General features: G+C 69.5%; 20 protein-coding genes. 2 read left to right on the forward strand and 18 right to left on the reverse strand.

Annotation, left to right across the window (positions count from 1 at the left end):
- Window positions 1-358: 358 nt before the first annotated feature.
- The 15 genes from tatC to ACTIMO_RS12100 all read right to left on the reverse strand — a co-directional run bounded on the left by tatC (window position 359) and on the right by ACTIMO_RS12100 (window position 15,757).
- On the reverse strand, window positions 359-1,144 hold the full coding sequence (tatC, locus tag ACTIMO_RS12030; protein ID WP_055771086.1) for a twin-arginine translocase subunit TatC: 786 nt from the start codon (window positions 1,142-1,144) through the stop codon (window positions 359-361).
- 69 nt (window positions 1,145-1,213) lie between these two features.
- Complete coding sequence (tatA, locus tag ACTIMO_RS12035; protein ID WP_448182555.1) at window positions 1,214-1,588, reverse strand: Sec-independent protein translocase subunit TatA; 375 nt, start codon at window positions 1,586-1,588, stop codon at window positions 1,214-1,216.
- A 37-nt stretch (window positions 1,589-1,625) separates the two neighbouring features.
- Complete coding sequence (locus ACTIMO_RS12040; RefSeq protein WP_448182556.1) at window positions 1,626-1,976, reverse strand: hypothetical protein; 351 nt, start codon at window positions 1,974-1,976, stop codon at window positions 1,626-1,628.
- Window positions 1,977-1,986: 10 nt separating this feature from the next.
- A complete protein-coding gene (locus tag ACTIMO_RS12045) occupies window positions 1,987-3,975 on the reverse strand; it encodes a helix-turn-helix transcriptional regulator (protein WP_448182557.1) in 1,989 nt (662 codons plus the stop codon).
- 122 nt (window positions 3,976-4,097) lie between these two features.
- Entirely contained in the window at window positions 4,098-4,493 is a 396-nt protein-coding gene (locus ACTIMO_RS12050; RefSeq protein WP_055771076.1) for an FKBP-type peptidyl-prolyl cis-trans isomerase, read from the reverse strand.
- Between the two features lie 45 nt (window positions 4,494-4,538).
- On the reverse strand, window positions 4,539-5,501 hold the full coding sequence (locus tag ACTIMO_RS12055) for an FKBP-type peptidyl-prolyl cis-trans isomerase (protein ID WP_448182558.1): 963 nt from the start codon (window positions 5,499-5,501) through the stop codon (window positions 4,539-4,541).
- Between the two features lie 132 nt (window positions 5,502-5,633).
- A complete protein-coding gene (pafA, locus tag ACTIMO_RS12060) occupies window positions 5,634-6,995 on the reverse strand; it encodes a Pup--protein ligase (protein ID WP_448182559.1) in 1,362 nt (453 codons plus the stop codon).
- The gene (prcA, locus tag ACTIMO_RS12065; RefSeq protein ID WP_448182560.1) at window positions 6,995-7,735 is read right to left on the reverse strand and encodes a proteasome subunit alpha; all 741 of its coding nucleotides are present in this window, start codon (window positions 7,733-7,735) and stop codon (window positions 6,995-6,997) included. The genes pafA and prcA overlap by 1 nt, the downstream gene beginning before the upstream one ends.
- A gap of 2 nt (window positions 7,736-7,737) precedes the next feature.
- Complete coding sequence (prcB, locus tag ACTIMO_RS12070) at window positions 7,738-8,565, reverse strand: proteasome subunit beta (RefSeq protein WP_448182561.1); 828 nt, start codon at window positions 8,563-8,565, stop codon at window positions 7,738-7,740.
- Window positions 8,566-8,568: 3 nt separating this feature from the next.
- Window positions 8,569-8,781, reverse strand: a complete 213-nt coding sequence (locus tag ACTIMO_RS12075; protein ID WP_055771553.1) for a ubiquitin-like protein Pup — start codon at window positions 8,779-8,781, stop codon at window positions 8,569-8,571.
- A 45-nt stretch (window positions 8,782-8,826) separates the two neighbouring features.
- Window positions 8,827-10,479 (reverse strand): depupylase/deamidase Dop, encoded by a 1,653-nt coding sequence (gene dop / locus ACTIMO_RS12080; protein ID WP_448182562.1) that lies wholly within the window; start codon window positions 10,477-10,479, stop codon window positions 8,827-8,829.
- On the reverse strand, window positions 10,479-12,233 hold the full coding sequence (gene arc, locus ACTIMO_RS12085) for a proteasome ATPase (protein WP_448182563.1): 1,755 nt from the start codon (window positions 12,231-12,233) through the stop codon (window positions 10,479-10,481). Before arc ends, dop begins: the two co-directional genes overlap by 1 nt.
- Window positions 12,234-12,624: 391 nt before the next feature.
- Window positions 12,625-13,719, reverse strand: coding sequence for a tRNA (adenine-N1)-methyltransferase (locus tag ACTIMO_RS12090; RefSeq protein WP_422391948.1), 1,095 nt, complete (start codon window positions 13,717-13,719; stop codon window positions 12,625-12,627).
- A gap of 110 nt (window positions 13,720-13,829) precedes the next feature.
- Window positions 13,830-14,984, reverse strand: coding sequence for a site-2 protease family protein (locus ACTIMO_RS12095; RefSeq protein ID WP_448182564.1), 1,155 nt, complete (start codon window positions 14,982-14,984; stop codon window positions 13,830-13,832).
- A complete protein-coding gene (locus ACTIMO_RS12100) occupies window positions 14,981-15,757 on the reverse strand; it encodes an HAD family hydrolase (protein ID WP_082471500.1) in 777 nt (258 codons plus the stop codon). The genes ACTIMO_RS12095 and ACTIMO_RS12100 overlap by 4 nt, the downstream gene beginning before the upstream one ends.
- 105 nt (window positions 15,758-15,862) lie before the next feature.
- On the opposite strand from ACTIMO_RS12100, the gene ACTIMO_RS12105 reads away from it, so the two are divergent.
- Window positions 15,863-16,753 (forward strand): PAC2 family protein, encoded by an 891-nt coding sequence (locus ACTIMO_RS12105; protein ID WP_055771052.1) that lies wholly within the window; start codon window positions 15,863-15,865, stop codon window positions 16,751-16,753.
- A gap of 167 nt (window positions 16,754-16,920) precedes the next feature.
- Here ACTIMO_RS12105 and mshC read toward each other — a convergent pair whose 3' ends face one another.
- Both mshC and ACTIMO_RS12115 read right to left on the reverse strand, forming a co-directional pair.
- Window positions 16,921-18,186, reverse strand: coding sequence for a cysteine--1-D-myo-inosityl 2-amino-2-deoxy-alpha-D-glucopyranoside ligase (gene mshC / locus ACTIMO_RS12110; protein ID WP_448182565.1), 1,266 nt, complete (start codon window positions 18,184-18,186; stop codon window positions 16,921-16,923).
- A 23-nt stretch (window positions 18,187-18,209) separates the two neighbouring features.
- Window positions 18,210-19,040 (reverse strand): undecaprenyl-diphosphate phosphatase, encoded by an 831-nt coding sequence (locus ACTIMO_RS12115; RefSeq protein WP_448182566.1) that lies wholly within the window; start codon window positions 19,038-19,040, stop codon window positions 18,210-18,212.
- A 44-nt stretch (window positions 19,041-19,084) separates the two neighbouring features.
- Here ACTIMO_RS12115 and ACTIMO_RS12120 point away from each other — a divergent pair, with 44 nt between their 5' ends.
- Window positions 19,085-20,020: an aldo/keto reductase gene (locus tag ACTIMO_RS12120; protein ID WP_448182567.1), complete on the forward strand. Its 936-nt coding sequence runs from the start codon at window positions 19,085-19,087 to the stop codon at window positions 20,018-20,020.
- Between the two features lie 112 nt (window positions 20,021-20,132).
- Here ACTIMO_RS12120 and ACTIMO_RS12125 read toward each other — a convergent pair whose 3' ends face one another.
- Entirely contained in the window at window positions 20,133-20,423 is a 291-nt protein-coding gene (locus ACTIMO_RS12125; RefSeq protein ID WP_422391943.1) for a hypothetical protein, read from the reverse strand.
- Window positions 20,424-20,464: the final 41 nt, after the last annotated feature.

The following is a 20,464-nucleotide window of genomic DNA, read 5'->3' on the forward strand; positions in this document are numbered from 1 at the left end:
TTCCACCCTAGACGCATCCGCGGGGCCGGGTGCGTCCTGTACGCGCGGAGCGTTCGGGTACCGGTCCTGCCCACGGTGATAGGAGTCGGCGGAACCGTCTGCACGCCCACTGGCCGACTCTCCCGTCGATGCACTCCCGGAGCAGATCGGGGTGCCGCAGTGGTGGGCCTGGTTCTCGACGGTCCCCGGGACGATCAGGGCCGGGGTCGACGCGGGCGGTCCGGCCATGCGGGGTTCATCCCAGGTGCCCCCGGCCAGCACCCAGCCGTCGTCATCGGTGTCGGTCGTTCGGGTTCCGCGCGGGGACGGCTCGTGGAGCACCGTCGTCTTCCCGGCGCCGGTCGGCCGGGGTTGTGGTCTAGAGGTCGTTCAGGGGTGTCGCCCGGTCCGCGTGTGCTTCCACGTCCGCTTCCCGGGCCGCGTTCCGGCGGGCCCGGCGCTTGTCATTGAGCAGGCACAGACCGATCGCGACGAAGAACAGCACCAACATCGGCACCGCGAGATAGAACATGCTCAGCGCATCCCCACCCGGCGCGGCCATCGCCGCGAACAGACACACCAGGAACACCGTGATCCGCCACGCCTTCAGGATCTGCTTCCCCGAGACCAGACCCACCATGTTCAGCCCGAACAGCACCACCGGCAGCAGGAACGCGATACCGAACGCCAGCATCAACCGCAGCACGAACGCGAAATACACCGTCACGCTGATCAGGTTCGAGAACTGGTCCGGCGTGAAATCCGTCAGGACCCGCACCGCGTTCGGCAGGATCAGCCACGCCAGATAGATCCCGGTCAGGAACAACGGGACCGCGACCACGATGAACCCCAGCGCCGTCCGGCGCTCCCCCGTCTTCAGTCCCGGCGTGATGAACGCCCACAACTGATACAGCCAGACCGGACTGGAGAGCACCACACCCAGGAAGATCGACACCTGGATCAGCAGATCGAACGGGGACGCCGCGGTGTCGAAGTTCAGCGACGCCGTCCGGCCGTCCTGCTCGTTGATCGCCACGATCGGCGCACCCAACGCCTCCAGCACCGGCTCATACAGGAAGAACCCCGCCACCGTCCCGGCCAGCACCGCCAACGCGGACTTGAACAGCCGGTTACGCGCCTCGCGGAGATGCTCCTTCAAAGCCATCCGGCCCTCGGGATTCGCCTTCCTGCCGCGCGCAGGAACCTTCTCGGTCGTCACAGGATCAAGGACCAGCTACTGGTTCGTGTGCGAGGAACCACCCTGCCGGGACTCCCCCGCCGGAGACTGACCCCCCACAGGACCCTCACCATGCTGGACCGGCTGCCCGGGCTGCGGGAACTGGCCCGGGTGCCCACCAGGCTGCGAGTGCTGAACGGGAGCCTGGTACGTCGGGGTGTACGTCTGGGACGCCGGGTCGACCACACGACCCTCGACCGGGTCCGTACCGGCCCCACCAGTGTTGTTCTCGTCCTTCATCTGCTTCACCTCGGACTTGAAGATCCGCAGCGACTGGCCGACGCTCCGGGCCAGCCCGGGAAGCTTCGGCGCACCGAACAGAACGATCGCAAGAACGATGATGATGACGATATGCCAGCCTTCGAGCTTCATGCCCAATTCCTCTCGTTGGTCCCCACCACAGTTTAGGTCACAGGTGGGGCATGTCCCGCAGGAGCTGCGGCTGTCCACGGCGGTCGCGCCTCAGGACACGCCTGCTGCGTCGGTCGTCGAGCCGGCGGGTCCTGGCCAGGTCACGGGCCGCTCGGACGTCCTCGGGCGCCGAGAACACGGCGGGGACGGCGATACCCGGGACACCGGCCGCGCGGGGCGTAGCCGCTGCGTCGGCGGGGGCGTTCACCTCGAAGCGATCCATGGCTTCCCCGAATTCACCGAGAGTTCGCATTCCGCGACGGAAGACGCCGAAACCGACCGCCACGAGGAAGATCACGCTGACGGCGACCAGCGCGACCCAGAGCACGATCCACATCCACCAGAGCATGGGGTCCAGTCTAGGCCAGGGCCTGGTGGGCACGGGCGGCGGCGAGCCACTGCAGGGTCTCCTGCCGCAGTTCCTCGGGCGCGACGACGGCGGCCGAGCCGCCGAGACCCGCGACGAGTCCGGGGATCCATGTGCTCGAGGCGACGCGCAGCCTCGCCGCCAGGCGGTCGTCGCCGAGCTCCTGCACGGCCTCGGCGTTGTACTGGGCGGCGATCCACCGCGCCCTGGGCTCGAGCACCAGGGTCACCGTGCGGTCCTTCGCACCCGAGCGGTAGGGCGAGACGGCCTTCCTCCCGCGGGCGAGGGACTCCTCGTCGATGCTCGCCGTCGCCGGCTGGTCCGTGAGCGCGGCCCGCTGGATCCGGTCCAGGCGGAAGTTCCTGAGCCCGTCGGAGTCGACGCTCCACGCCTCCAGGTACCACGTGTCCTGGTGCAGGAATATGCGGATCGGCTCGAGCAGGCGGTGCGTGATCTCGTCCCGCGTGGGGACGAAGTAGTCCACCTCCACGCGCACGCCCGAGTGGAGCGCGGCCTGCAGCACCTCCAGGGTGGGATCGATGTCGTCCTCGGTCAGTTTCGTGGCCACCGCGGTGCCGATGCGCGCCGCGTCGCCGGCGGCTGCCGTGAGCTTCGTCTGGGCGCTCACGATCGCCTCGTTGTTCCGCATGCCGGGCAGCTCCCGCAGCGCCTGCAGGCCCACGATCAGCGAGCAGGCCTCGTCCATGCTGAGCTTCACCGGTTCGGCGAGGTCGCGGGCATTGGTCAGGTAGATCCGGCCGTCCTCGATGTTCACGTCCATCAGCCCGTCCGGGTAGTGTCGCGGACCGCTGACGAACAGGAGGTCGAGGTCCTTGGTGAGCTGGCTCTCGCTCACGTCGAACCTCCTGGCGGTCTCGCCCACCTCGGAGCCCGGGTGCGCGAGGAGGTAGGGCACCAGGTCGAGCAGCCGGAGGAGGTGGTCCTGCGACGAGGATTTACGCCGCGGAGCCGGACGCACACCGTCGGTGATCTCGAGGCCCTGCGGGGCGGCCAGGGCGGCGTTGTACGCCTTCTCGAGCAGCCGCCCCACCTCGACCGCCAGTTCCTGCGGTTCCTCGACGCGCGCATTCGTGCCCAGCCCGGTGATCGTCGCCGCCATGGGGCTGGACGCGGCGTAGGGGACGCGCAGGATGTCCCACTCCTCCCCCGTCTGTAGGACCTCTGCATCCTTGCGGACGCGCAGCACCTGGCACGAACCGGGGCGGACGGCGACGACGGCGGTCCGGTCCGGTTCGCTGCGGGACAGCGAGGAGAGTGTCCGGTTCATGTCGAAGGAGTCCGGGACGTCGAACGTCCCGCTCAGCACCACGGGCTCACCGGTCATGCGGGAGAGCCGGAAGAAGCGCTCGGCCTTGCGCGTCGTGTCGTACCCCACCACGTACCAGTGGCCGAACCGGGCCCCCATGCCCCACGGGTGCACGGTGCGGACCTCCTCGCGCCCGGTACTGGCGGCGCGGTAGGGGAAGCGGAGCGGCGTCCGCGTGGTGAGGGCCTGCCACACGATGTCCCAGTAGGGGGCGTCGGTGGTGATGCGGGGCTGGATGAGGGGCGTGAGTTCGGTGCCGCCGTCCGTGCTCCGCGAACTGAGCTTGCGCAGGGCGCGCGACGCCGCCGAGTCGAGGGACCCCTGGTCCCAGACGCCCGCGGCCAGATTGAGGACGGCGTACTCCTCCGGCAGGAAGGTCACCCCGCCGAGTCGGTAGTCCTCCGCACTGATCCGGTACCGCTGCACGGTGTTGTCGTTGTCGAAGAGGGTGTCCTCGCTGAAGGACTCGAGCGGGATCCCCTGTTCCCTCAGCGCGGCCTTGTCACGGTCGAAGAGCTTCTCCCGGGCAGCGACGGACGTCGCCTCCCGGTAGAGGTCGATCTCGTCGAACAACTCCTCCTTGGTGAATCCCCGGCGGCTCGAGAGGAGCATGATCACGAGGGTGAGGAGGCGCTCGGTACGTTTTGCGGACACGGTGAAACCCTACCTTCACTGCAAGCACGGAAGGGACGCACGCCGACGATCGTCGACCTGCGTCCCTTCCGGACGAAACCGTGGTGCTTTCCTCCGGCCCGACGGGCGGGGCGGAGGTGGTGCTAGCGGACCGCCAGGAGGTCGACGACGAAGATCAGTGCCTCGTTGGGTCCGATCGCCGAACCGGCGCCGCTGGGTCCGTAGGCCAGGTGGGAGGGGATCTCCAGCCGACGTCGCCCGCCGACCTTCATGCCGAGCAGTCCCTGGTCCCAGCCCTGGATGACCTGGCCCACGCCGACCTTGAAGTCGAGTGGCGCCCCGCGGTTCCAGGAGGCGTCGAACTCCTCACCGGTCGAGAAGGCGACGCCGACGTAGTGGGTGGACACGGTGTTGCCGGGCTTCGCCTCGTCACCCTTGCCCTCGATGAGGTCCTCGATGACGAGGTCCGCGGGGACGTCATGGGAGGGGAAGTCGATCTCCGGCTTCTGCCGGTCGAAGTCGCGCTGTCCGAAGGACATGGTTTCCTTTCCTGGAGCTTCGGGGGTGTGGGGTGACCGGCCGGACTACTCCGCCGCGGCCTTGCTGACGATCTCGACGTAGAACACGAGGGTTCCGGAGGGCTGTCCCTGCTGGGCGTTCGGGTAGGCCCAGGGCTCGGGGATGACAAGCATGACCTTCGAGCCGACCTTCTGTCCGGCCAGGCCCTTGGTCCAGCCGGTGATGACGCCGCTGAGCGGGAACTCCGCGGCCTCACCGCGGTCGAAGCTCGAGTCGAACTTTTCGCCGTCGCTATAGGTCCAGCCCGAGTAGTTCGCGGTGATGGTGTCGGCGTCCGTCAGGACCTCGCCGTCGCCCTCCTCGAGCACCTTGACCACGAGGTCGTCGGAGGGCTCGTTCTCCGGGATGGTGACCGCCGGCACGCCGGCGTCGTCGAACTCGAACGTGGGCAGCTGACCCTCGTCGTCGAGCTTCTGGACGTCCTCGGGTGAGAGGACCTCGGGCTCGGGCGGAGGCTGCTCGGCGGAGAGGACCTTGAGGACGATCAGCTGCTCGGGCAGGGCGGTCTGGCCCTCCGCGGGCTCGGGCGAGGGGCGGGTGTAGGCGATCTGGGCGCCGACCTTCGTACCGACCAGGACGTCGTACAGTTCTGCGTCCTGCTCCTTGAGCGTGTCGTCTACCGGCAGGAACTGGGGCTCGCCCTGGGCGTACGTGTCGCCGAGGACCTCACCGTCCGTGGCATTCAGCGCGACGAGCTGGTACCGGATCCGCTGCCCGGACTCGATCGCGTCGCCCTCGCCCTCCATGACGGTCTTCGCCGCCACGCCGGTGATCTCGAGGGGAGACTCGAACTCGACGGTCGGGGGCTCCTCGTCGGAACCGCCGCTCACCTCGACGGTGTCGAAGACCTCGGCGGCGCCGGCCGAGTTCCCCGACTCCTCGCCGGTCAGGTTGTCCGTCGTCGGTCCGCCGCAGCCCGTCAGCAGCAACAGCAGCAGCGGAAGGAGGAATGCTAGTACTTTTCGCACAGAACTACTTTCGGGTTGGTGACCGGTTCAGGCTGCCCGCAGAAGAAAGGGCCCTGACAAGCCTAACGGCTGCCGGCCGGCGGTTTCTCCTGTGAAAGTGCTGCCAGACGCCGGATCGCGGGTGCGGGCGACTCACAGTTGCTGCAGCAGGGCCTCCACGCGCTCGTCCACCGAGGTGAACGGATCCTTGCAGAGGATGGTCTGCTGGGCGCGGTCGTTGAGCTTGAGGTGCACCCAGTCGACGGTGTAGTCGCGGTTCGCCTCCTTCGCCCGCCGGACGAACTCGCCGCGCAGGCGAGCGCGCGTGGTCTGCGGCGGAAGGTCGACAGCTTCCTTCACAGCGGTGTCGTCGACGACGCGTGCCACCTCCCCCCGCGCCTGCAGCAGGAAGAACAGGCCCCTCGACCGCGAGATGTCGTGGTAGGTGAGGTCCAGTTGCGCCGCGCGGGCGGACTCGAGGTCTCCCCCGGACCGTGCGAGGTATCGGTCGATGAGCTTCTTCTTGATCGCCCAGTCGATCTCCGTGTCGATCCGCGCGGTGTCTCCCGTCTCGACGGCGTCGAGTACCCGTTCCCACAGGTCCAGAATCGTCGGGACGTGCGCGTTGTGCGCGCCGTGGTCCGCCACGAACGCGGTGGCTCGCGCGAGGTACTCCCGCTGCATCTCCAGCGCCGTCATCTGCCGTCCGTTGGCGAGCTTCAGGAGCTGGCGTCCCGTGAGGTCGTGGGAGATCTCGCGGATGCTGCGGATCGGATTCTCCAGGCGGAAGTCGCGCATCATCTCGCCTGCCTCGACCATCCGCAGCAGCAGGTCGACGGACCCGACCTTCAGCAGCGTGGTGGTCTCGGACATGTTCGAGTCGCCGGCGATCACATGCAGGCGGCGGTAGTGCTCGGCGTCCGCGTGCGGCTCGTCCCTCGTGTTGATGATCGGCCTGGAGCGCGTCGTGGCGGAGGAGATGCCCTCCCACAGGTGATCGGCCCGCTGGGAGAAGGCGTAGAGGGATCCGGTCTGCGTCTTCAGGACCTTCCCGGCTCCGACGAGCAGCTGCCGGGTGACGAGGAAGGGGATCAGGATGTCGGCGAGGCGCGCGAACTCCAGCTTGCGCGGGATCAGGTAGTTCTCGTGGCTGCCGTAGGAGTTGCCGGCGGAGTCCGTGTTGTTCTTGAACAGGTAGATCTTGCCGTCGTAGCCCTCCTGCGCGAGTTTGCGCTGCGCTTCGGCGACGAGGTCCTCGAGGATCAGTTCACCTGCGCGGTCGTGCGCGATGAGCTGCGCGAGATCGTCGCACTCCGCCGTGGCGTATTCGGGGTGGGAGCCGACGTCGAGGTACAGGCGCGAGCCGTTGGTGAGGAAGACGTTCGAGGACCTCCCCCAGCTCACGACCTTCCTGAACAGGTACCGCGCCACCTCCTCCGGCGAGAGGGGCCGGGAGTTGGGCCCCGAGTAGGAGATGCCGAACTCCGTCTCCACACCGTAGATCCGGCGGTCCATCAGCTGTCCTGCCCGGTCTGCAGCAGGAGGTCGAGCTCGGGCGCGCCGATGCGGCGGAACGCCCGCCTGCTTCCCCGCAGCGTGTCCGGGTCGCGTTCGAGGAACGCGACCTCGAGGACGGAGGGATCGAGCACGGGTGCGCCCGCGTCCCCCGCCCCGGCGGTGACGACGCCGTCGTGCCGGAGGGAACGGGCTGCTGCCCGGACGGCCTCGGGAAGGCTGAGGTCGGCGGACCAGGAACCGCGCAGGGCGTCGACGACGGCGTCCGCCGCGCCGCCCATGACCACGAAGCCCGTCTCGTCGGCGATCGAGCCGTCGAAGGTGAGGCGGTAGAGGTGGTCTGCGTCCTGCGAGCGGCCCACCTCGGCGACGACGAGCTCCACCTCGAAGGGCTTGCTCTCCGCCGTGAACACGGCGCCGAGGCTTTGGGCGTAGACGCTCGCCAACCCGCGGGCCGTCACGTCCTCGCGGGCGTAGGAGTAGCCCCGGACATCGGCGTACCGTACGCCGGCCTGTCGGAGGCTCTCGAACTCGTTGTACTTGCCGACGGCGGCGAAGGCGATGCGGTCGTAGATCTCGCCCAGTTTGTGCAGCGAGGGCGAGGCGTTCTCGGCGACGAGGGCTATGCCGTCGCGGCAGCTCATCACCACGACCGAACGCCCCCGCCCGATCCCCTTCCGCGCGAAGTCGGCGCGGTCCTTCATCAGCTGTTCGGGTGAGACGTAGAACTGCTGCGTCATGGCTATGCCTCCCTGCCGGCCGAGGAGCGGGCGTCGATGATGGCGTGTGCCACCGCTTCCAGCTCGCGCTCGGGGATCCGGCGCGCACCGGCACCGTCGACCACGTACACCACGGGCCACAGCCCGCGGACGGTATCGGGGCCACCGGTGGCTGAATCGTCGTCTGCGGCGTCGTAGAGCGCCTCGACGGCGACACGCACGGCCGAGGCCTCGTCGAGGCGCGGACTCCACAGCTTCTTGAGGGCGCCGCGGGCGAACACCGATCCGGAGCCGACCGAGTGGTGCTCGTGCTCCTCGTACCGCCCGCCGGTGACGTCGAAGGAGAACAGGCGCCCCACGTGGCGGTCCGGGTCGAAGCCGGCGAAGAGCGGGACGACGGCGAGGCCCTGCATCGCCATCGGGAGGTTCTGCCGCACCATGGCCGCGAGCCGGTTCGCCTTGCCGTCGAGGCTCATCATGGTGGCCTCGATCTTCTCGTAGTGCTCGAGCTCCACCTGGAACAGACGGGTCAGGTCAAGGCCGATCCCGGCGCTTCCCGCGATGCCGAGGACCGAGTAGTTGTCGGCCGGGAACACCTTCTCGATGTGCCTGCTGGCGATCACGTTGCCCATGGTGGCCCGACGGTCACCGGCCATCAGCACGCCGCCCGGGAAGGTCAGGGAGACGATCGTCGTCGCGTGCGGCGCCAGGTGGGAGGCGTCGGTCGAGGCGGTCACGGGACCCAGGGACCGGTTGGCGGGCAGCAGTCCCGGGTGGTATTCACCGAGATAGGCGGAGAAGGAGGCCGAGGCGGCCCGTGGAACGGCTGCGGCTGCATCGTCCGGAAGCATCCGCTACTGGCCGCCCTTCTGGACGAAGCCCCGGACGAACTCCTCCGCGTTGGACTCGAGGACACCGTCGATCTCGTCGAGGAGATCGTCCACGCCCTGCGTCTGCGAGGACTCCTGGGCAGCGGGTGCGGCGGGAGCTGCCGGGGCGGGCTCGGGGAGTTCCTCCTCGGATCCCGAGGTCGAGCCGCCGGTGGAGATGCGGTCCTGTGAAGCCATGGTGGCCACCCTTTCGTGGTCGTGATGCGTGCGGTGGTCAGGTTCCTATGGTGCCACGCGGCGCTCGGGGCCGCTCAGTAATCGGGACAGGAAATCCTCAGCGTCGACCGCCGCGTCGAAGAGCGCACCGGTGAGCTCGGCCGTGCCCCGGAGCGGCTCCCTGGTCTGTACGCGCTGCAGCCGCCGCTCGCCCGGGAGTTCAAAGATCAGCGAGTCCCAGCTCGCTCCGACGACCTCCGCCGGGTACTCGGCGATGCAGCGTCCCCGGAAGTACGCGCGGGTGTCCCGCGGAGGTTCGACGACGGCACGGGCCACATCCCCCGGCCCGACGAGCAGCTCGACGTCGCCGCGTCGCGCCAGGCGTCGGTAGATGCCCTTGTCCGGTCGGAGATCCGCGTACTGCAGGTCGACGAGCGCGAGGCGCGGGTCCGTCCAGTCGAGCCCGTCCCGCGCACGGTACGCCTCCAGCACCGAGAGCTTCGCGATCCAGTCCACCTGGCGGGCAGCGTCCATCGGATCCCGGCGCAGGGTGGCGAGCAGTGATTGCCAGCGCTCTACGACGTCACGCGTCTGGTCGTCGGCGTCCGGCGGGAGGGCGGCGGTGACGGCCTCGCAGTAGAGCTCCTGGAGGTCGAGGCCGCTCATCGCGCGGCCGTCGGTGAGCTGCACGGTGCGGGTGAGGGATGCGTCGTGGCTGATCGACTGGAGCGCCGCGACGGGATCCGCCAGGACGGGCACGGGCGCGCGGCCCTGCTCGATGAGCGCGAGGACCAGCGCCGTCGTCCCGGTCTTCAGGTAGTTGGAGACCTCGTGGAGGTTGGCGTCCCCGATGATCACGTGCAGGCGCCGGTACTTCTCCGCGACCGCGTGGGGCTCGTCCCGTGTGTTGATGATGGGCCGCCGGACCGTGGTTTCCAGGCCGACCTCGTTCTCGAAGAAGTCCGCGCGCTGGCTGATCTGGAAGCCTGCGTCCTGGTTCAGCGCACCGAGCCCCACCCGGCCCGCTCCGCAGATGACCTGCCGCGAGACGAAGAAGGGGATGAGTGCCTCGGCGAGCTTCGAGAAGGGCACGCTCCGGGGGACGAGGTAGTTCTCGTGCGAGCCGTAGGAGACGCTCTTGTTGTCGGTGTTGTTCTTGTAGAGGATCACCGGGGAGAAGCCTGGCGTGGCGGCGATCCGCTCCATCGCCGCGACGGCCACGCTGTCGCCGGCGCGGTCCCACAGGACGGCGTCGAGCGGACTGGTCACCTCGGGCGAGGAGTACTCCGGGTGGGCGTGGTCCACGTAGAGGCGGGCCCCGTTGTTCAGCACGAGGTTCATGAGCACCGCCGCCTCGGCTGGCTCACCGCGCTCGAGTGCGATCTGCTCGGCCGTCAGCTCGTCCAGCTCCGGCGGCTCGTCGGTGAGCTGGCTCGGATGCGCACGCGCCCGGTCCATCCGGAAACCGCGCGCGTCCGTCAGCGGGGTCTCGTCGGTGTAGTCCCAGCGCGTGCCGGCCAGGTTGCCGAGACCCTCGCGCAGGGTCGCGGCATAGGCGTTGACCACCTGGGAGGACAGCAGCGTGGGGTTGGCCGACGGCAGGGCAGGCGCGATGATGCCGTACTCCGTCTCCGTCCCCATCACGCGGTGGACGGAGATCCCCTCACCGACGGCAGGCAGCCCCTGTGGGCGGCCCGTGAGCCGTCCACCCGTGTCCATCACAGATACTGGCCGGTGTTCGCCGTCGTCTCGATGGACTTGCCGGGCTCCTGGCCCGCCTTGCCCTGCACGATGGTCCGGATGTACGTGATGCGCTCACCCTTCTTGCCCGAGATGCGCGCCCAGTCGTCGGGGTTCGTCGTGTTCGGCATGTCCTCGTGCTCGCGGAACTCGTCCACCACGGCGCGCATGAGGTGCTCGATCCGCAGGCCCTTGCTGCCGTCCAGCAGCAGGTCCTTGATGGCGTACTTCTTGGCACGGTCGACGACGTTCTGGATGACGGCGCCGGAGTTGAAGTCCTTGAAGTACAGCATCTCGGTGTCCCCGTTGGCGTAGGTGACCTCGAGGTACTCGTTGGACTTGTCCGTGGAATACATCTGCTCCACCGTCCGTCGGATCATCTCCGCGATGGTGGTCCGCGGGTCGTCGCCGTTCTCGGCGAGGTCGTCCGCGTGCAGGGGCAGATCCGGGGTGATGTACTTCGCGAAGATCTCCGCGGCGCCCTCGGCGTCGGGCCGCTGGATCTTGATCTTCACGTCGAGGCGCCCGGGACGCAGGATCGCCGGGTCGATCATGTCCTCGCGGTTCGAGGCCCCGATGACGATCACGTTCTCGAGCTTCTCCACGCCGTCGATCTCGCTGAGCAGCTGCGGGACGATCGTCGTCTCGACGTCGGAGGACACACCGGTGCCGCGTGTGCGGAACAGCGAGTCCATCTCGTCGAAGAAGACGACGACGGGGCTGCCGTCGGAGGCCTTCTCGCGGGCGCGGGCGAAGATGAGGCGGATGTGGCGCTCGGTCTCGCCCACGTACTTGTCCAGCAGCTCGGGTCCCTTGATGTTCAGGAAGTAGCTGCGGATCTGCTCCAGCCCTGCCCGCTCGGCGGCCCGGGCAGCGAGGGAGTTCGCCACGGCCTTCGCGATGAGGGTCTTGCCACAGCCGGGAGGCCCGTAGAGCAGGATCCCCTTGGGTGGCTTCAGCCCGTGTTCGCGGTACAGGTCCGGGTGCAGGAACGGGAGTTCGACGGCGTCGCGGATCTGCTCGATCTGCGGGCCGAGGCCGCCGATGTCGCCATAGGCGATGTCGGGCACCTCCTCGAGTACGAGGTTCTCGACCTCGCTCCGCGGGACCTTCTCCAGCCCGTACCCGGACTTCGTGTCGACGGCGAGGGCGTCGCCGACACGGATCCGCTCCGCCTGCAGGGGGCCGCTGAGCTTGATGACGCGCTCGTCGTCGGTCCGGCCGACCACGAGGGCGCGGTCCGTGCCCATGAGCTCCTTGACGGTGACGAGCTCGCCGGCACGCTCGAAGCCGAGGGCCGCGACGATCGTGAGGGACTCGTTGAGCAGCACCTCCTGGCCGGCGGCGAGCTGCCGCACGTTGATGAGCGGGCTCACGGTGACGCGGAGCTTCCGTCCGGACTGGAGGATGTCCGCGGTGTCCTGCACGGTGGCCTCGGTGGTGGTGCCGGGCTCGGCGGGGCGCCGCGGATTCACCTGCATGACCGTGGCGAAGCTGAAGGGCGCAGCGCCCTCCTTCTCCAGGGCGGCCTTCAGCCGGACGATCTCCGTGCGCGCCGCTTCGAGGGCGCTGACGAGTTTTCCGTTGTTCTGGGTGGCGGCCGCGAGCTGCCGGTCGATGCGGCGGAGCTTGTCGCGGAGGACGTTGAGCTGCCGCTGGGCGATCGAGGCGTCCACGGTGGGCGGAGTCACGTCCCGCTGGTCAGCGGCGGGATTGTCTTGGGAGTCCGGCATATCGGTTCGCCACCTTGGGTTCGGTCCGTCAGCTGTCTTTCGACCTTAGCGCAGACCCCGCCCCGCGGAGCCCACCGGTCATTCGTGCGACGACGCGGGGTTGACGCGGCCGTCCCGCACCTGCTGCATCAGCTGATGCAGCTGATGCACGGTCATCACTCCAGGTCCAACGCGCGACGACGGCGAGGCTCTCCCCGCTGCGCCCGCAGGCGACTCAGGGCCGGCACCGGCGTCGGGCCGGCAGGCGCCGCCGGGCCGGCGGGGCGACTCAGGACCGGCGGGGCGAATCAGGGCAGCACCCGACGCGGGCGGGCATCGCGCTTCGAGCCGGTGTCGGGCCACGTCGTCCGGCGAGCGCCGGTTTCTCCGGCTCCCTCCCGGCGGCCGGGCTCTACTCGACCGTGCCGCCGTCGGCGATGGCGTCGCGTCGCGCCTGCGCCTCCTCGGCGGGCAGGGAGCCGCGCTGGATGGTGGATGCAGCGTCGCGAGCCACCCGGCGGAGCCGCTTGTCGGAGACGTCCCGCTCGCCCACCGCCTGCGGGGTCCACGCATTGAGGTCCTCCGCGCTGAACCCGGTCTTCGAGGGCCGGCGCTTCGGCGTGAACCCGACGGCGCCGTCGGCGAGCCGGCGCGTGGTCAGCAGGAAGCCCGTGTGGGCGACCATGCGGTGGTCGGGGCGCACCGCGAGTCCTTCGAGGTGCCAGCCGCGCACCATGGACTCCCAGCCGTCGGGCTCGGTGAAGCGGCCGTCGGCGCGGATGGCCTCCGCGGTGCGGGACAGCTGGGTGACGGTCGCGACGTAGCTGATCCACACGCCGCCCGGTGCCAGCACGGTGGCCACGGCGTCGAGGCACTCCCACGGAGCGAGCATGTCGAGGACCACGCGGTCCACGGAGCCCGGTTCCTCGTGCTCCACCACCTGTTCCTGGAAGTCGCCGAGGGTGATCTGCCAGGCGGGGTGCGGGCCGCCGAAGATCGTCTCGACGTTGCCGCGGGCGATGTCGGCGAATTCCTCGCGGCGTTCGAAGGAGTGGAGGTAGCCGGAGTCGCCGACGGCGCGCAGCAGCGAGATGGACAGCGCGCCCGAGCCCACACCGGCCTCGACCACGCGGGAGCCCGGGTAGATGTCGGCCATCGTGACGATCTGCCCGGCATCCTTCGGGTAGACGACGGCAGCGCCCCTCGGCATGGACAGGACGAAGTCCGAGAGCAGCGGACGGAGCGCCTGGTAGAGCTGGCCGCTCGTGTTCTCGAGGATCGTCCCCTCCGCGGTGCCGAGGATGGCGTCGTGCTGCAGGAAGCCCTTGTGCGTGTGGAAGGCGCCGCCGGGCGTCAGGGTGACGGTGTTCATCCGGCCCTTCTCGTCCGTCAGCTGGACGCGCTCACCGGGCCGGAAGGGCCCTCGGCGAGCAGCGGCGCCGTGCGGTGCGGCCTGCGGTTCGACGTCGGAGGACGGCACGGTGGGGGTGGACGGGGTGTCGCTCATGGTGGTCCTTCGGCAGGTGCCGGCGGGGCCGGCAGTGTCAGTGATGGGGGATGTTTCGGGGGCGCTGGTCGGGAGCACGGGGCCAAGCCTTCCGGCGCCCGGCGCGGCGGTCAGGCGCCCGGCGACGGTTTGCCCGTGATGGCCTGCACCACGGTGCGCTGGTGCAGCAGTCCGGTGACGGCACCCTGGCGGTTGACGACGGCGTATTCGTTGCCCTCCAGCCGGGCGAGGAATTGGACCAGTTCCTGCCCCTCGGCCCACTCGGGTACGTACGCCCCTGCGGCGAGGCGCCGGGCGGTCGCGTTCACCGCCGTCGTCCCGGCGACCTCCTCGGGGACGGCGAGGAGGGCGCCCTCGTCCACCACGGCTTCGGGGATGCCGGTGGCGCCCGTGATGACGACCGCGGCCCCCGGGTGTTCGCGGAGGAGGCGACGGGCGGCGAGAACGGTCGTCCCCGCGGGCAGTCCGAGAGCGCGCTGCTGGAGACGCCCGGCACTGATGGCCGGCAGACGGAGCCGCATGCGTGCGTTCTCGATGGCCGCCGTGGCACCCATCCACAGGAAGGCGCCCATGACGACGGCGATGATGATCACCGTGAAGTCCGGCCAGCGGCCCTGGAGCAGGGGCAGCCCGATCACGACGGCGAGGAGCAGGATCACCAGCACCCTGCCCGCCCACCCCGCGGCGACCGTTCCCTTCTCCTGGCTCCCCGTGGCCCTCCAGACAGCGCTCTCGACGAGGCGGCCGCCGTCGAGTGGCAGACCGGGGAGCACGTTGAACACCGCGACGAGCAGGTTGGCCCAGACCAGGATGGTCGCCAGGAGGTAGGTGACCGACCCGGGGGTCATGACCTGCAGGATGCCCCAGCCGATACCTGCCAGGACGAAGTTCGCGGCCGGCCCCGCGAGGGCGACGAGCAGGGATCGCCCGGGGGACGCGTTGAAGCTGGCGAACTGCGTGTGGCCGCCCCACAGGTTGAGGACGATCCGCGTGGTGGGCCAGCCGAAGGCCCGGGCGGTGAGCGCGTGGGAGAGTTCGTGGATGAGCACGGAGGCGGCGAGCAGGAGCGCGTAGCCGAGGGCGACGGCGTACGCGCCTGCGCCGATCCCGGGGAACGCGTTCGTGACGCGGGGGCCGAACACCAGCACGATGAACACCGTGATGACGAACCAGGACCACGCGAGGACCACGGGGATCCCGGCGATGCGGCCCAGGGACAGTCCCGGGCTCGGCTCTGCTCTCACGGGAGGCGGGGAGCTGGTCATGCCCGCTCCTCCGCGGGGGCCGTGCCGGGGGCAGCGACGAGGGCGGCGAGTTCGGCGGGGGTGCGGCCCTCCAGCGTGCTCCAGTCCGTGCGGCGCGAGTCGGGCGGCAGTGGGACGAAGTGCGGGACGGCCAGTGTCACGAGGCCCGCGGCCAGGGCGGAGGTCACCCCCGGCAGGGAATCCTCAATGGCGACCACGCGATCCTTCGTGAGCCCTGGATGATCTGCGGCGAGGAGGTCGAAGCCCAGCTGGTACGCCTCCGGGTCCGGCTTCCCCGCGGAGACGCGGTCGCCGGTGACGAGGTGGGAGAACGTGCCCTCGGGCAGGTGCGAGGCGACGGCCGTCGCCAGCAGTGGTTCGGACATGGTGACCATGGCGCAGGGGATGCCCGCCTGACGCAGGGCCGCCAGGAGTTCGCGCGCGCCGGGTCGCCAGGGCACGTCCGCGGCGACGTCGGCGGCGACGCGCCCGGTCAGGTGTTCGATGATGGCGCTGATCCCGAGGTCCACGCCGGCCTGCTGCAGCCGACCCGCCGAGAAATCGAGGGCCTGGCCGACCAGGGCGGTGGCCTGCTCGATGCTCCAGGTCCCGCCGTGGGACTCGACGAGATCCCTCTCCGCGCGGATCCAGTACGGCTCGGTGTCGACGATGGTTCCATCCATGTCCCAGAGCACGCCCTGCAGTCTCCCGAGGTTCCCGCCGGTGCTGCTGCCGTCCGGCTCGGCCTCGACGCGGGCAAGGGTCTGGACGGTGCCGGTGGGGTGGTGTGCCATGGTCCCAAGTCTACGGTGACCCCTTGACAGGACTGCGCGTCAGCTGTCCGCGTAGCCGTCCAACCTCGCCTGACATGGCCGCGCAGCGGGGTTTAGGGTGAGAACGTGGACAGCTTCGACGAACACCAGCCGACCGGCGTGCAGGATCTCTTCCAGGATGCCGGCGAGCCGGAGCGGCGCATCACCATCATGCTCGCGGCCTTCGAGGGCTGGAACGACGCCGGTGAGGCCGCCAGTGACGCCCTCACCTACATGGGGCGCTTCTTCGGCAGCGAACGCATCTCCACCATCGACGCCGACGAGTTCTACGACTTCCAGTTCACCCGTCCCGTCATCAAGCGGAACTCCGCCGGTCAGCGGCGTATCAAGTGGCCGAACACGCGGATCAGCAAGGCCGTCGTGCCGGATTCGGCCGTGGACCTCATCCTCGTCAACGGCGTGGAGCCCTCCTACAAGTGGCGTGCCTACACGGCCGAACTCGTGGCGCTGGCGAAGGAGCTGAACGTCGACTGCATCGTCCTCGTGGGTGCACTGCTGGCCGACGTACCGCACAGCCGTCCCATCCCGGTGACGGTGACCTCCGACGACGACCTCGTCCGGGAGAGCCTCGAGGTGGAGCCGTCGACCTACGAGGGACCCATCGGGATCGTCGGCGTCCTCGCCGAGATGGGCCTCCTGGCGGACATTCCCACCATGTCGCTCTGGGCCGCGGTGCCGCACTACGTCGGTCAGTCGCCGTCGCCGAAGGCGCAGCTCGCGCTGCTCAACAAGCTCGAGGAGATCCTCCAGATCTCGGTGGAGACGCACGTCCTCACCGAGGAGTCCGAAGCCTGGGAGCGCGGGGTCGACGAGCTCGCCACCGAGGACCCCGAGGTGGCAGCCTACGTGCGTCAGCTCGAGGAGGCGAAGGACACCGTCGACCTGCCCGAGGCGAGCGGCGAGTCGATCGCGCGCGAGTTCGAGCGCTACCTGAAGAAGCGCCGCCGCGAGCAGTGAGTGTCGGCCGTAGCAGCCCCGCCCATGAACGCGGCCCGCTCAGCCGCCACGGGATGCCCGCCCGCCGTGCTCACGCATGTTCGGTCGGGGCCGCTGAGCCGCCACGGGATGCCCGCCCGCCGTGCTCACGCGTAGCGGTGGCCCGGCGCTCGATTCGGAGGAAGGGCCTAGAGGCGTACCCCGAGCAGGGCGTCCATCAGGTCGGCGAACTCCTGCCGGCCCGAGCCGTCGCCGTGGGTGCCGGCGGCCCAGGCGTCGATCGCGGCCAGCGCCGAGGGGGCGTCGAGGTCGTCCGCGAGGTGCTCCCGGACCTGTGCGAGGAGGCGGGCGACGTCGGCGCGGTCCGCGAGCGTGGCTGCGGACCGCCAGGTGGCGAGCCGTGCGACGGCTTCCTCGAGGACCGCGTCCGTCCAGGACCAGTCCGAGCGGTAGTGGTGCGCGAGGATGGCGACCCGGATGGCTGCCGGGTCCACGCCGGCCCGGCGCAGCTTCGAGACGAGCACCAGGTTGCCGCGTGACTTGCTCATCTTGCCGCCGTCGTAGCCCACCATGCCGGCGTGGGCATAGTGCTGAGCGAGCGGTGAGCCACTCGAGGCCCAGGCGTGCGAGGCGCTCATCTCGTGGTGCGGGAAGACGAGGTCCGAGCCGCCGCCCTGCACCGTGAAGGGAGCCGGGAGGTAGCGGTGCGCGATCACGGCACATTCGATGTGCCAGCCGGGCCTGCCGTCGCCGAGAGTGGCTCCCGGCCAGTTGGGCTCGGCCGGCCGCGCGACGCGCCAGAGGAGTGGATCGAGCGCGTTGCGCTTGTGCGGCCGCGTCGGGTCTCCCCCGCGCTCGGCGGACAGGGCCACCATGGCGTCGGCGTCGAGGTGCGAGACCTGACCGAGGAACCAGCGGGCGTCGTCGTCCTCGTCCAGCAGGGCGGCCGCATCCAGCGAGAAGTAGACGTCGCCGTCGGGGTCCCCGCCCTCACCGGGGACGGTGTAGGCCAGACCGCGGGACATGAGGTCCTCGACGGCGGGGACGATCCACCCGACCGCCTCGACGGCTCCGACGTAGTGGTCGGGCGGGAGGACATTGAGTGCCTCCATGTCCTCGCGGAAGAGCGCGATCTGCTCGGTGGCGAGGTCCCGCCAGTCGACGCCCGTGGCCGTGGCCCGCTCCAGCAGGGGATCGTCGACATCCGTGACGTTCTGGACGTAGGACACGGTCGAGCCGGCGTCCCGCCAAGTGCGGTTGAGGAGGTCGAAGGCCACATAGGTGGCCGCATGGCCGAGGTGTGTGGCGTCGTAGGGCGTGATGCCGCAGACGTACAGGCTGCGCTCCGGATGCCGTTCGAGGACCGTCCCTTCCTGCAGGGCCGTGTCGAACAGGGTGATGTCCGACTGGGTGCCGTCGAGTTCAGGGACAGGAGTCGAGTTCCACGCAATCACACGTTCTACCTTACGGCTCGGCGTCAGGCGCTGATGACGCCCAGTCCGAGCAGCACGTAGAGAGCGAGTCCGAGCAGGATCCGGTACCAGACGAAGAGCCCGTACCCGCGGGTCGTCACGAACTTCAGGAACCAGCCGATGATCGCGAAGCCGACGACGAAGGCCACCACGGTGGCGAGGGCCGTCTCGGGCAGCGCGTACGGTCCGGTCTCGTCGTAGCTCTTGACCAGCTGGAAGACACCGCTGCCGAACACCGCGGGGATGGCGAGGAGGAACGAGTAGCGCGCCGCAGCCTCCCGCGTGTACCCCATGAGGAGGCCCGCGGTGATAGTCCCGCCCGATCGCGACACGCCCGGGACGAGGGCCAGCGCCTGAGCGAGCCCGAAGAGGATGCCATGCCGGTAGGTGAGGGTGTGCAGCTCCCGCGTCTGGCGCCCCACGTGGTCAGCGACGGCGAGGATCAGCCCGAAGACGATCAGCATCGTCGCCACGATCCACATACTGCGGAACGTGCTCTCGATCTGGTCCTGGAAGAGGAGCCCGAGCACAACGATCGGGACGCTTCCGAGGATCACGAGCCATCCCATGCGGGCATCCGGGTCGTTCCGGGGGACGGTGCCCCGCAACGCTCCGAACCACGCCTTCACGATCCGGACGATGTCCCGCCAGAAGAAGACCACGACGGCGGTCTCGGTGCCCAGCTGGGTGATGGCGGTGAACGCGGCTCCCGGGTCCTGCGCGTTGGGGAGGAGTTCGCCGACGATGCGCAGGTGGGCGCTCGAGGAGATGGGGAGGAACTCGGTGAGGCCCTGGACGAATCCCAGGATGACAGCTTCTATCCAATGCACGCTCATGACCCTAAGCCATGCAGCCGGGTGCAGGCCCTAGGCTTGGCCTCATGCAACGGCGAAACGTGGGAGCGAGCGGCCTGACCGTCTCCGCTCTGGGACTCGGCACCATGAACTGGGGCCGGGAGGTCGACGAGGAATCGGCGCGTGAGCAGCTGCGCCTCTTCACCGATGCCGGCGGCACCCTCGTGGAGACGGCGGCGCGCTACGGCGAGGGTCAGTCGGAGGCCATGCTGGGCGGCTTCATCAATGACACCGTGGCCCGCTCGGAGCTCGTCCTCGTGGTGCAGGGCGGGACCACGAGGTCCGGCAGCAGGAGGCTGGACAGTTCGCGCCGCGGCCTCCTCGACTCGCTCGATGCGTCCCTGGCCCTGCTGGGTACGGACCACGCGGACGTCTGGCTGGCGCCCTCCCCCGATCCCTCCGTGCCGCTGCCCGAGATCCTCAGCGCGCTCGACGTGGCCTACTCCTCCGGCCGGGCCCGCTACGTCGGTGTCTCCAACTACGCGGGGTGGGAGTTCGCGCGCGCAGCCGCCACCGCGTCCTTCCCGCTCCTCGTGAACGACGTCGAGTACTCCCTCGTGAACCGCGGCGCGGAGCGCGACGTCTTCCCGGCAGCGGCTGCCTCGGGCGCGGGGATCCTCGCCTGGGGTGCGCTCGGGCGGGGTGTCCTGACGGGGAAGTACCGCGGGAGGATCCCGTCCGAATCGAGGGGCGCCTCCGACGTCTGGTCGCCCTACGTGGAGCCCTACCTGTCAGGGAAGCCGCAGCGCGTCACCGAGGCATTGTGCACGGCATCGCGCGGGCTGGACCTGCAACCCCACGAGGTGGCGCTGCGGTGGCTGCTGCACCGGCCCGGCGTGGCCTCGGCCATCATCGGCGCCCGCACTCCCCAGCAGCTGAAGGAGATCCTCCAGGTCAGCGGCGCACCCGTCGCGGGGCCGATCTCCGAGGTCCTCGACGAGGTCTCCGCACTGCTTTCCTGAGATCCACGGCAGGCTGTGCGTGAGTGGCCGGACCGCGCGTGAGCGGCGAGCCCTCAGCGTGAGCGGCGATCAGAAGGTCGAGCGCTCCGGGCGAGAGCCCTGGCGTGAGAGGTCAGTGCTCGATCTCGGCGTCGACGAGGTCGGAGGCGTACTCGGCGTCGTCATTGTCGTCGTTATCCTCGTTATCGTCGTCGTCGTCCGACTCTTCGTAGATCTCGAGCGGGGTGACCTCACCGAACGCGTCGTACAGGGCTTCCTCGTAGACTTCGAAGGCGTCGGCGATGCCGAGGTAGGCCGCCTCCACCGCGGGATCGTCCTCCCGCCGACGTGACGCCGAGGCAGCAAGATGCTCTTCGAGGGCTGTCACGAGGGACTGGAGCGCGACACGCGGATCAATGCTCATGGCCTAGACGTTATCGGTAAAGTGGTCGAAATTGGAGGGAT

The organism is Arthrobacter sp. CP30 (assembly GCF_053470025.1).

What these genes read in the sequence shown, in the direction of transcription:
- tatC (WP_055771086.1), bottom strand. Translation starts at nt 1,144, where the DNA reads ATGGCTTTGAAGGAGCATCTCCGCGAGGCGCGTAACCGGCTGTTCAAG.
- tatA (WP_448182555.1), bottom strand. Translation starts at nt 1,588, where the DNA reads ATGAAGCTCGAAGGCTGGCATATCGTCATCATCATCGTTCTTGCGATC.
- ACTIMO_RS12040 (WP_448182556.1), bottom strand. Translation starts at nt 1,976, where the DNA reads ATGCTCTGGTGGATGTGGATCGTGCTCTGGGTCGCGCTGGTCGCCGTC.
- ACTIMO_RS12050 (WP_055771076.1), bottom strand. Translation starts at nt 4,493, where the DNA reads ATGTCCTTCGGACAGCGCGACTTCGACCGGCAGAAGCCGGAGATCGAC.
- pafA (WP_448182559.1), bottom strand. Translation starts at nt 6,995, where the DNA reads ATGGACCGCCGGATCTACGGTGTGGAGACGGAGTTCGGCATCTCCTAC.
- prcA (WP_448182560.1), bottom strand. Translation starts at nt 7,735, where the DNA reads ATGACGCAGCAGTTCTACGTCTCACCCGAACAGCTGATGAAGGACCGC.
- prcB (WP_448182561.1), bottom strand. Translation starts at nt 8,565, where the DNA reads ATGCTTCCGGACGATGCAGCCGCAGCCGTTCCACGGGCCGCCTCGGCC.
- ACTIMO_RS12075 (WP_055771553.1), bottom strand. Translation starts at nt 8,781, where the DNA reads ATGGCTTCACAGGACCGCATCTCCACCGGCGGCTCGACCTCGGGATCC.
- dop (WP_448182562.1), bottom strand. Translation starts at nt 10,479, where the DNA reads ATGGACACGGGTGGACGGCTCACGGGCCGCCCACAGGGGCTGCCTGCC.
- arc (WP_448182563.1), bottom strand. Translation starts at nt 12,233, where the DNA reads ATGCCGGACTCCCAAGACAATCCCGCCGCTGACCAGCGGGACGTGACT.
- ACTIMO_RS12090 (WP_422391948.1), bottom strand. Translation starts at nt 13,719, where the DNA reads ATGAGCGACACCCCGTCCACCCCCACCGTGCCGTCCTCCGACGTCGAA.
- ACTIMO_RS12095 (WP_448182564.1), bottom strand. Translation starts at nt 14,984, where the DNA reads ATGACCAGCTCCCCGCCTCCCGTGAGAGCAGAGCCGAGCCCGGGACTG.
- ACTIMO_RS12100 (WP_082471500.1), bottom strand. Translation starts at nt 15,757, where the DNA reads ATGGCACACCACCCCACCGGCACCGTCCAGACCCTTGCCCGCGTCGAG.
- ACTIMO_RS12115 (WP_448182566.1), bottom strand. Translation starts at nt 19,040, where the DNA reads ATGAGCGTGCATTGGATAGAAGCTGTCATCCTGGGATTCGTCCAGGGC.
- ACTIMO_RS12120 (WP_448182567.1), top strand. Translation starts at nt 19,085, where the DNA reads ATGCAACGGCGAAACGTGGGAGCGAGCGGCCTGACCGTCTCCGCTCTG.
- ACTIMO_RS12125 (WP_422391943.1), bottom strand. Translation starts at nt 20,423, where the DNA reads ATGAGCATTGATCCGCGTGTCGCGCTCCAGTCCCTCGTGACAGCCCTC.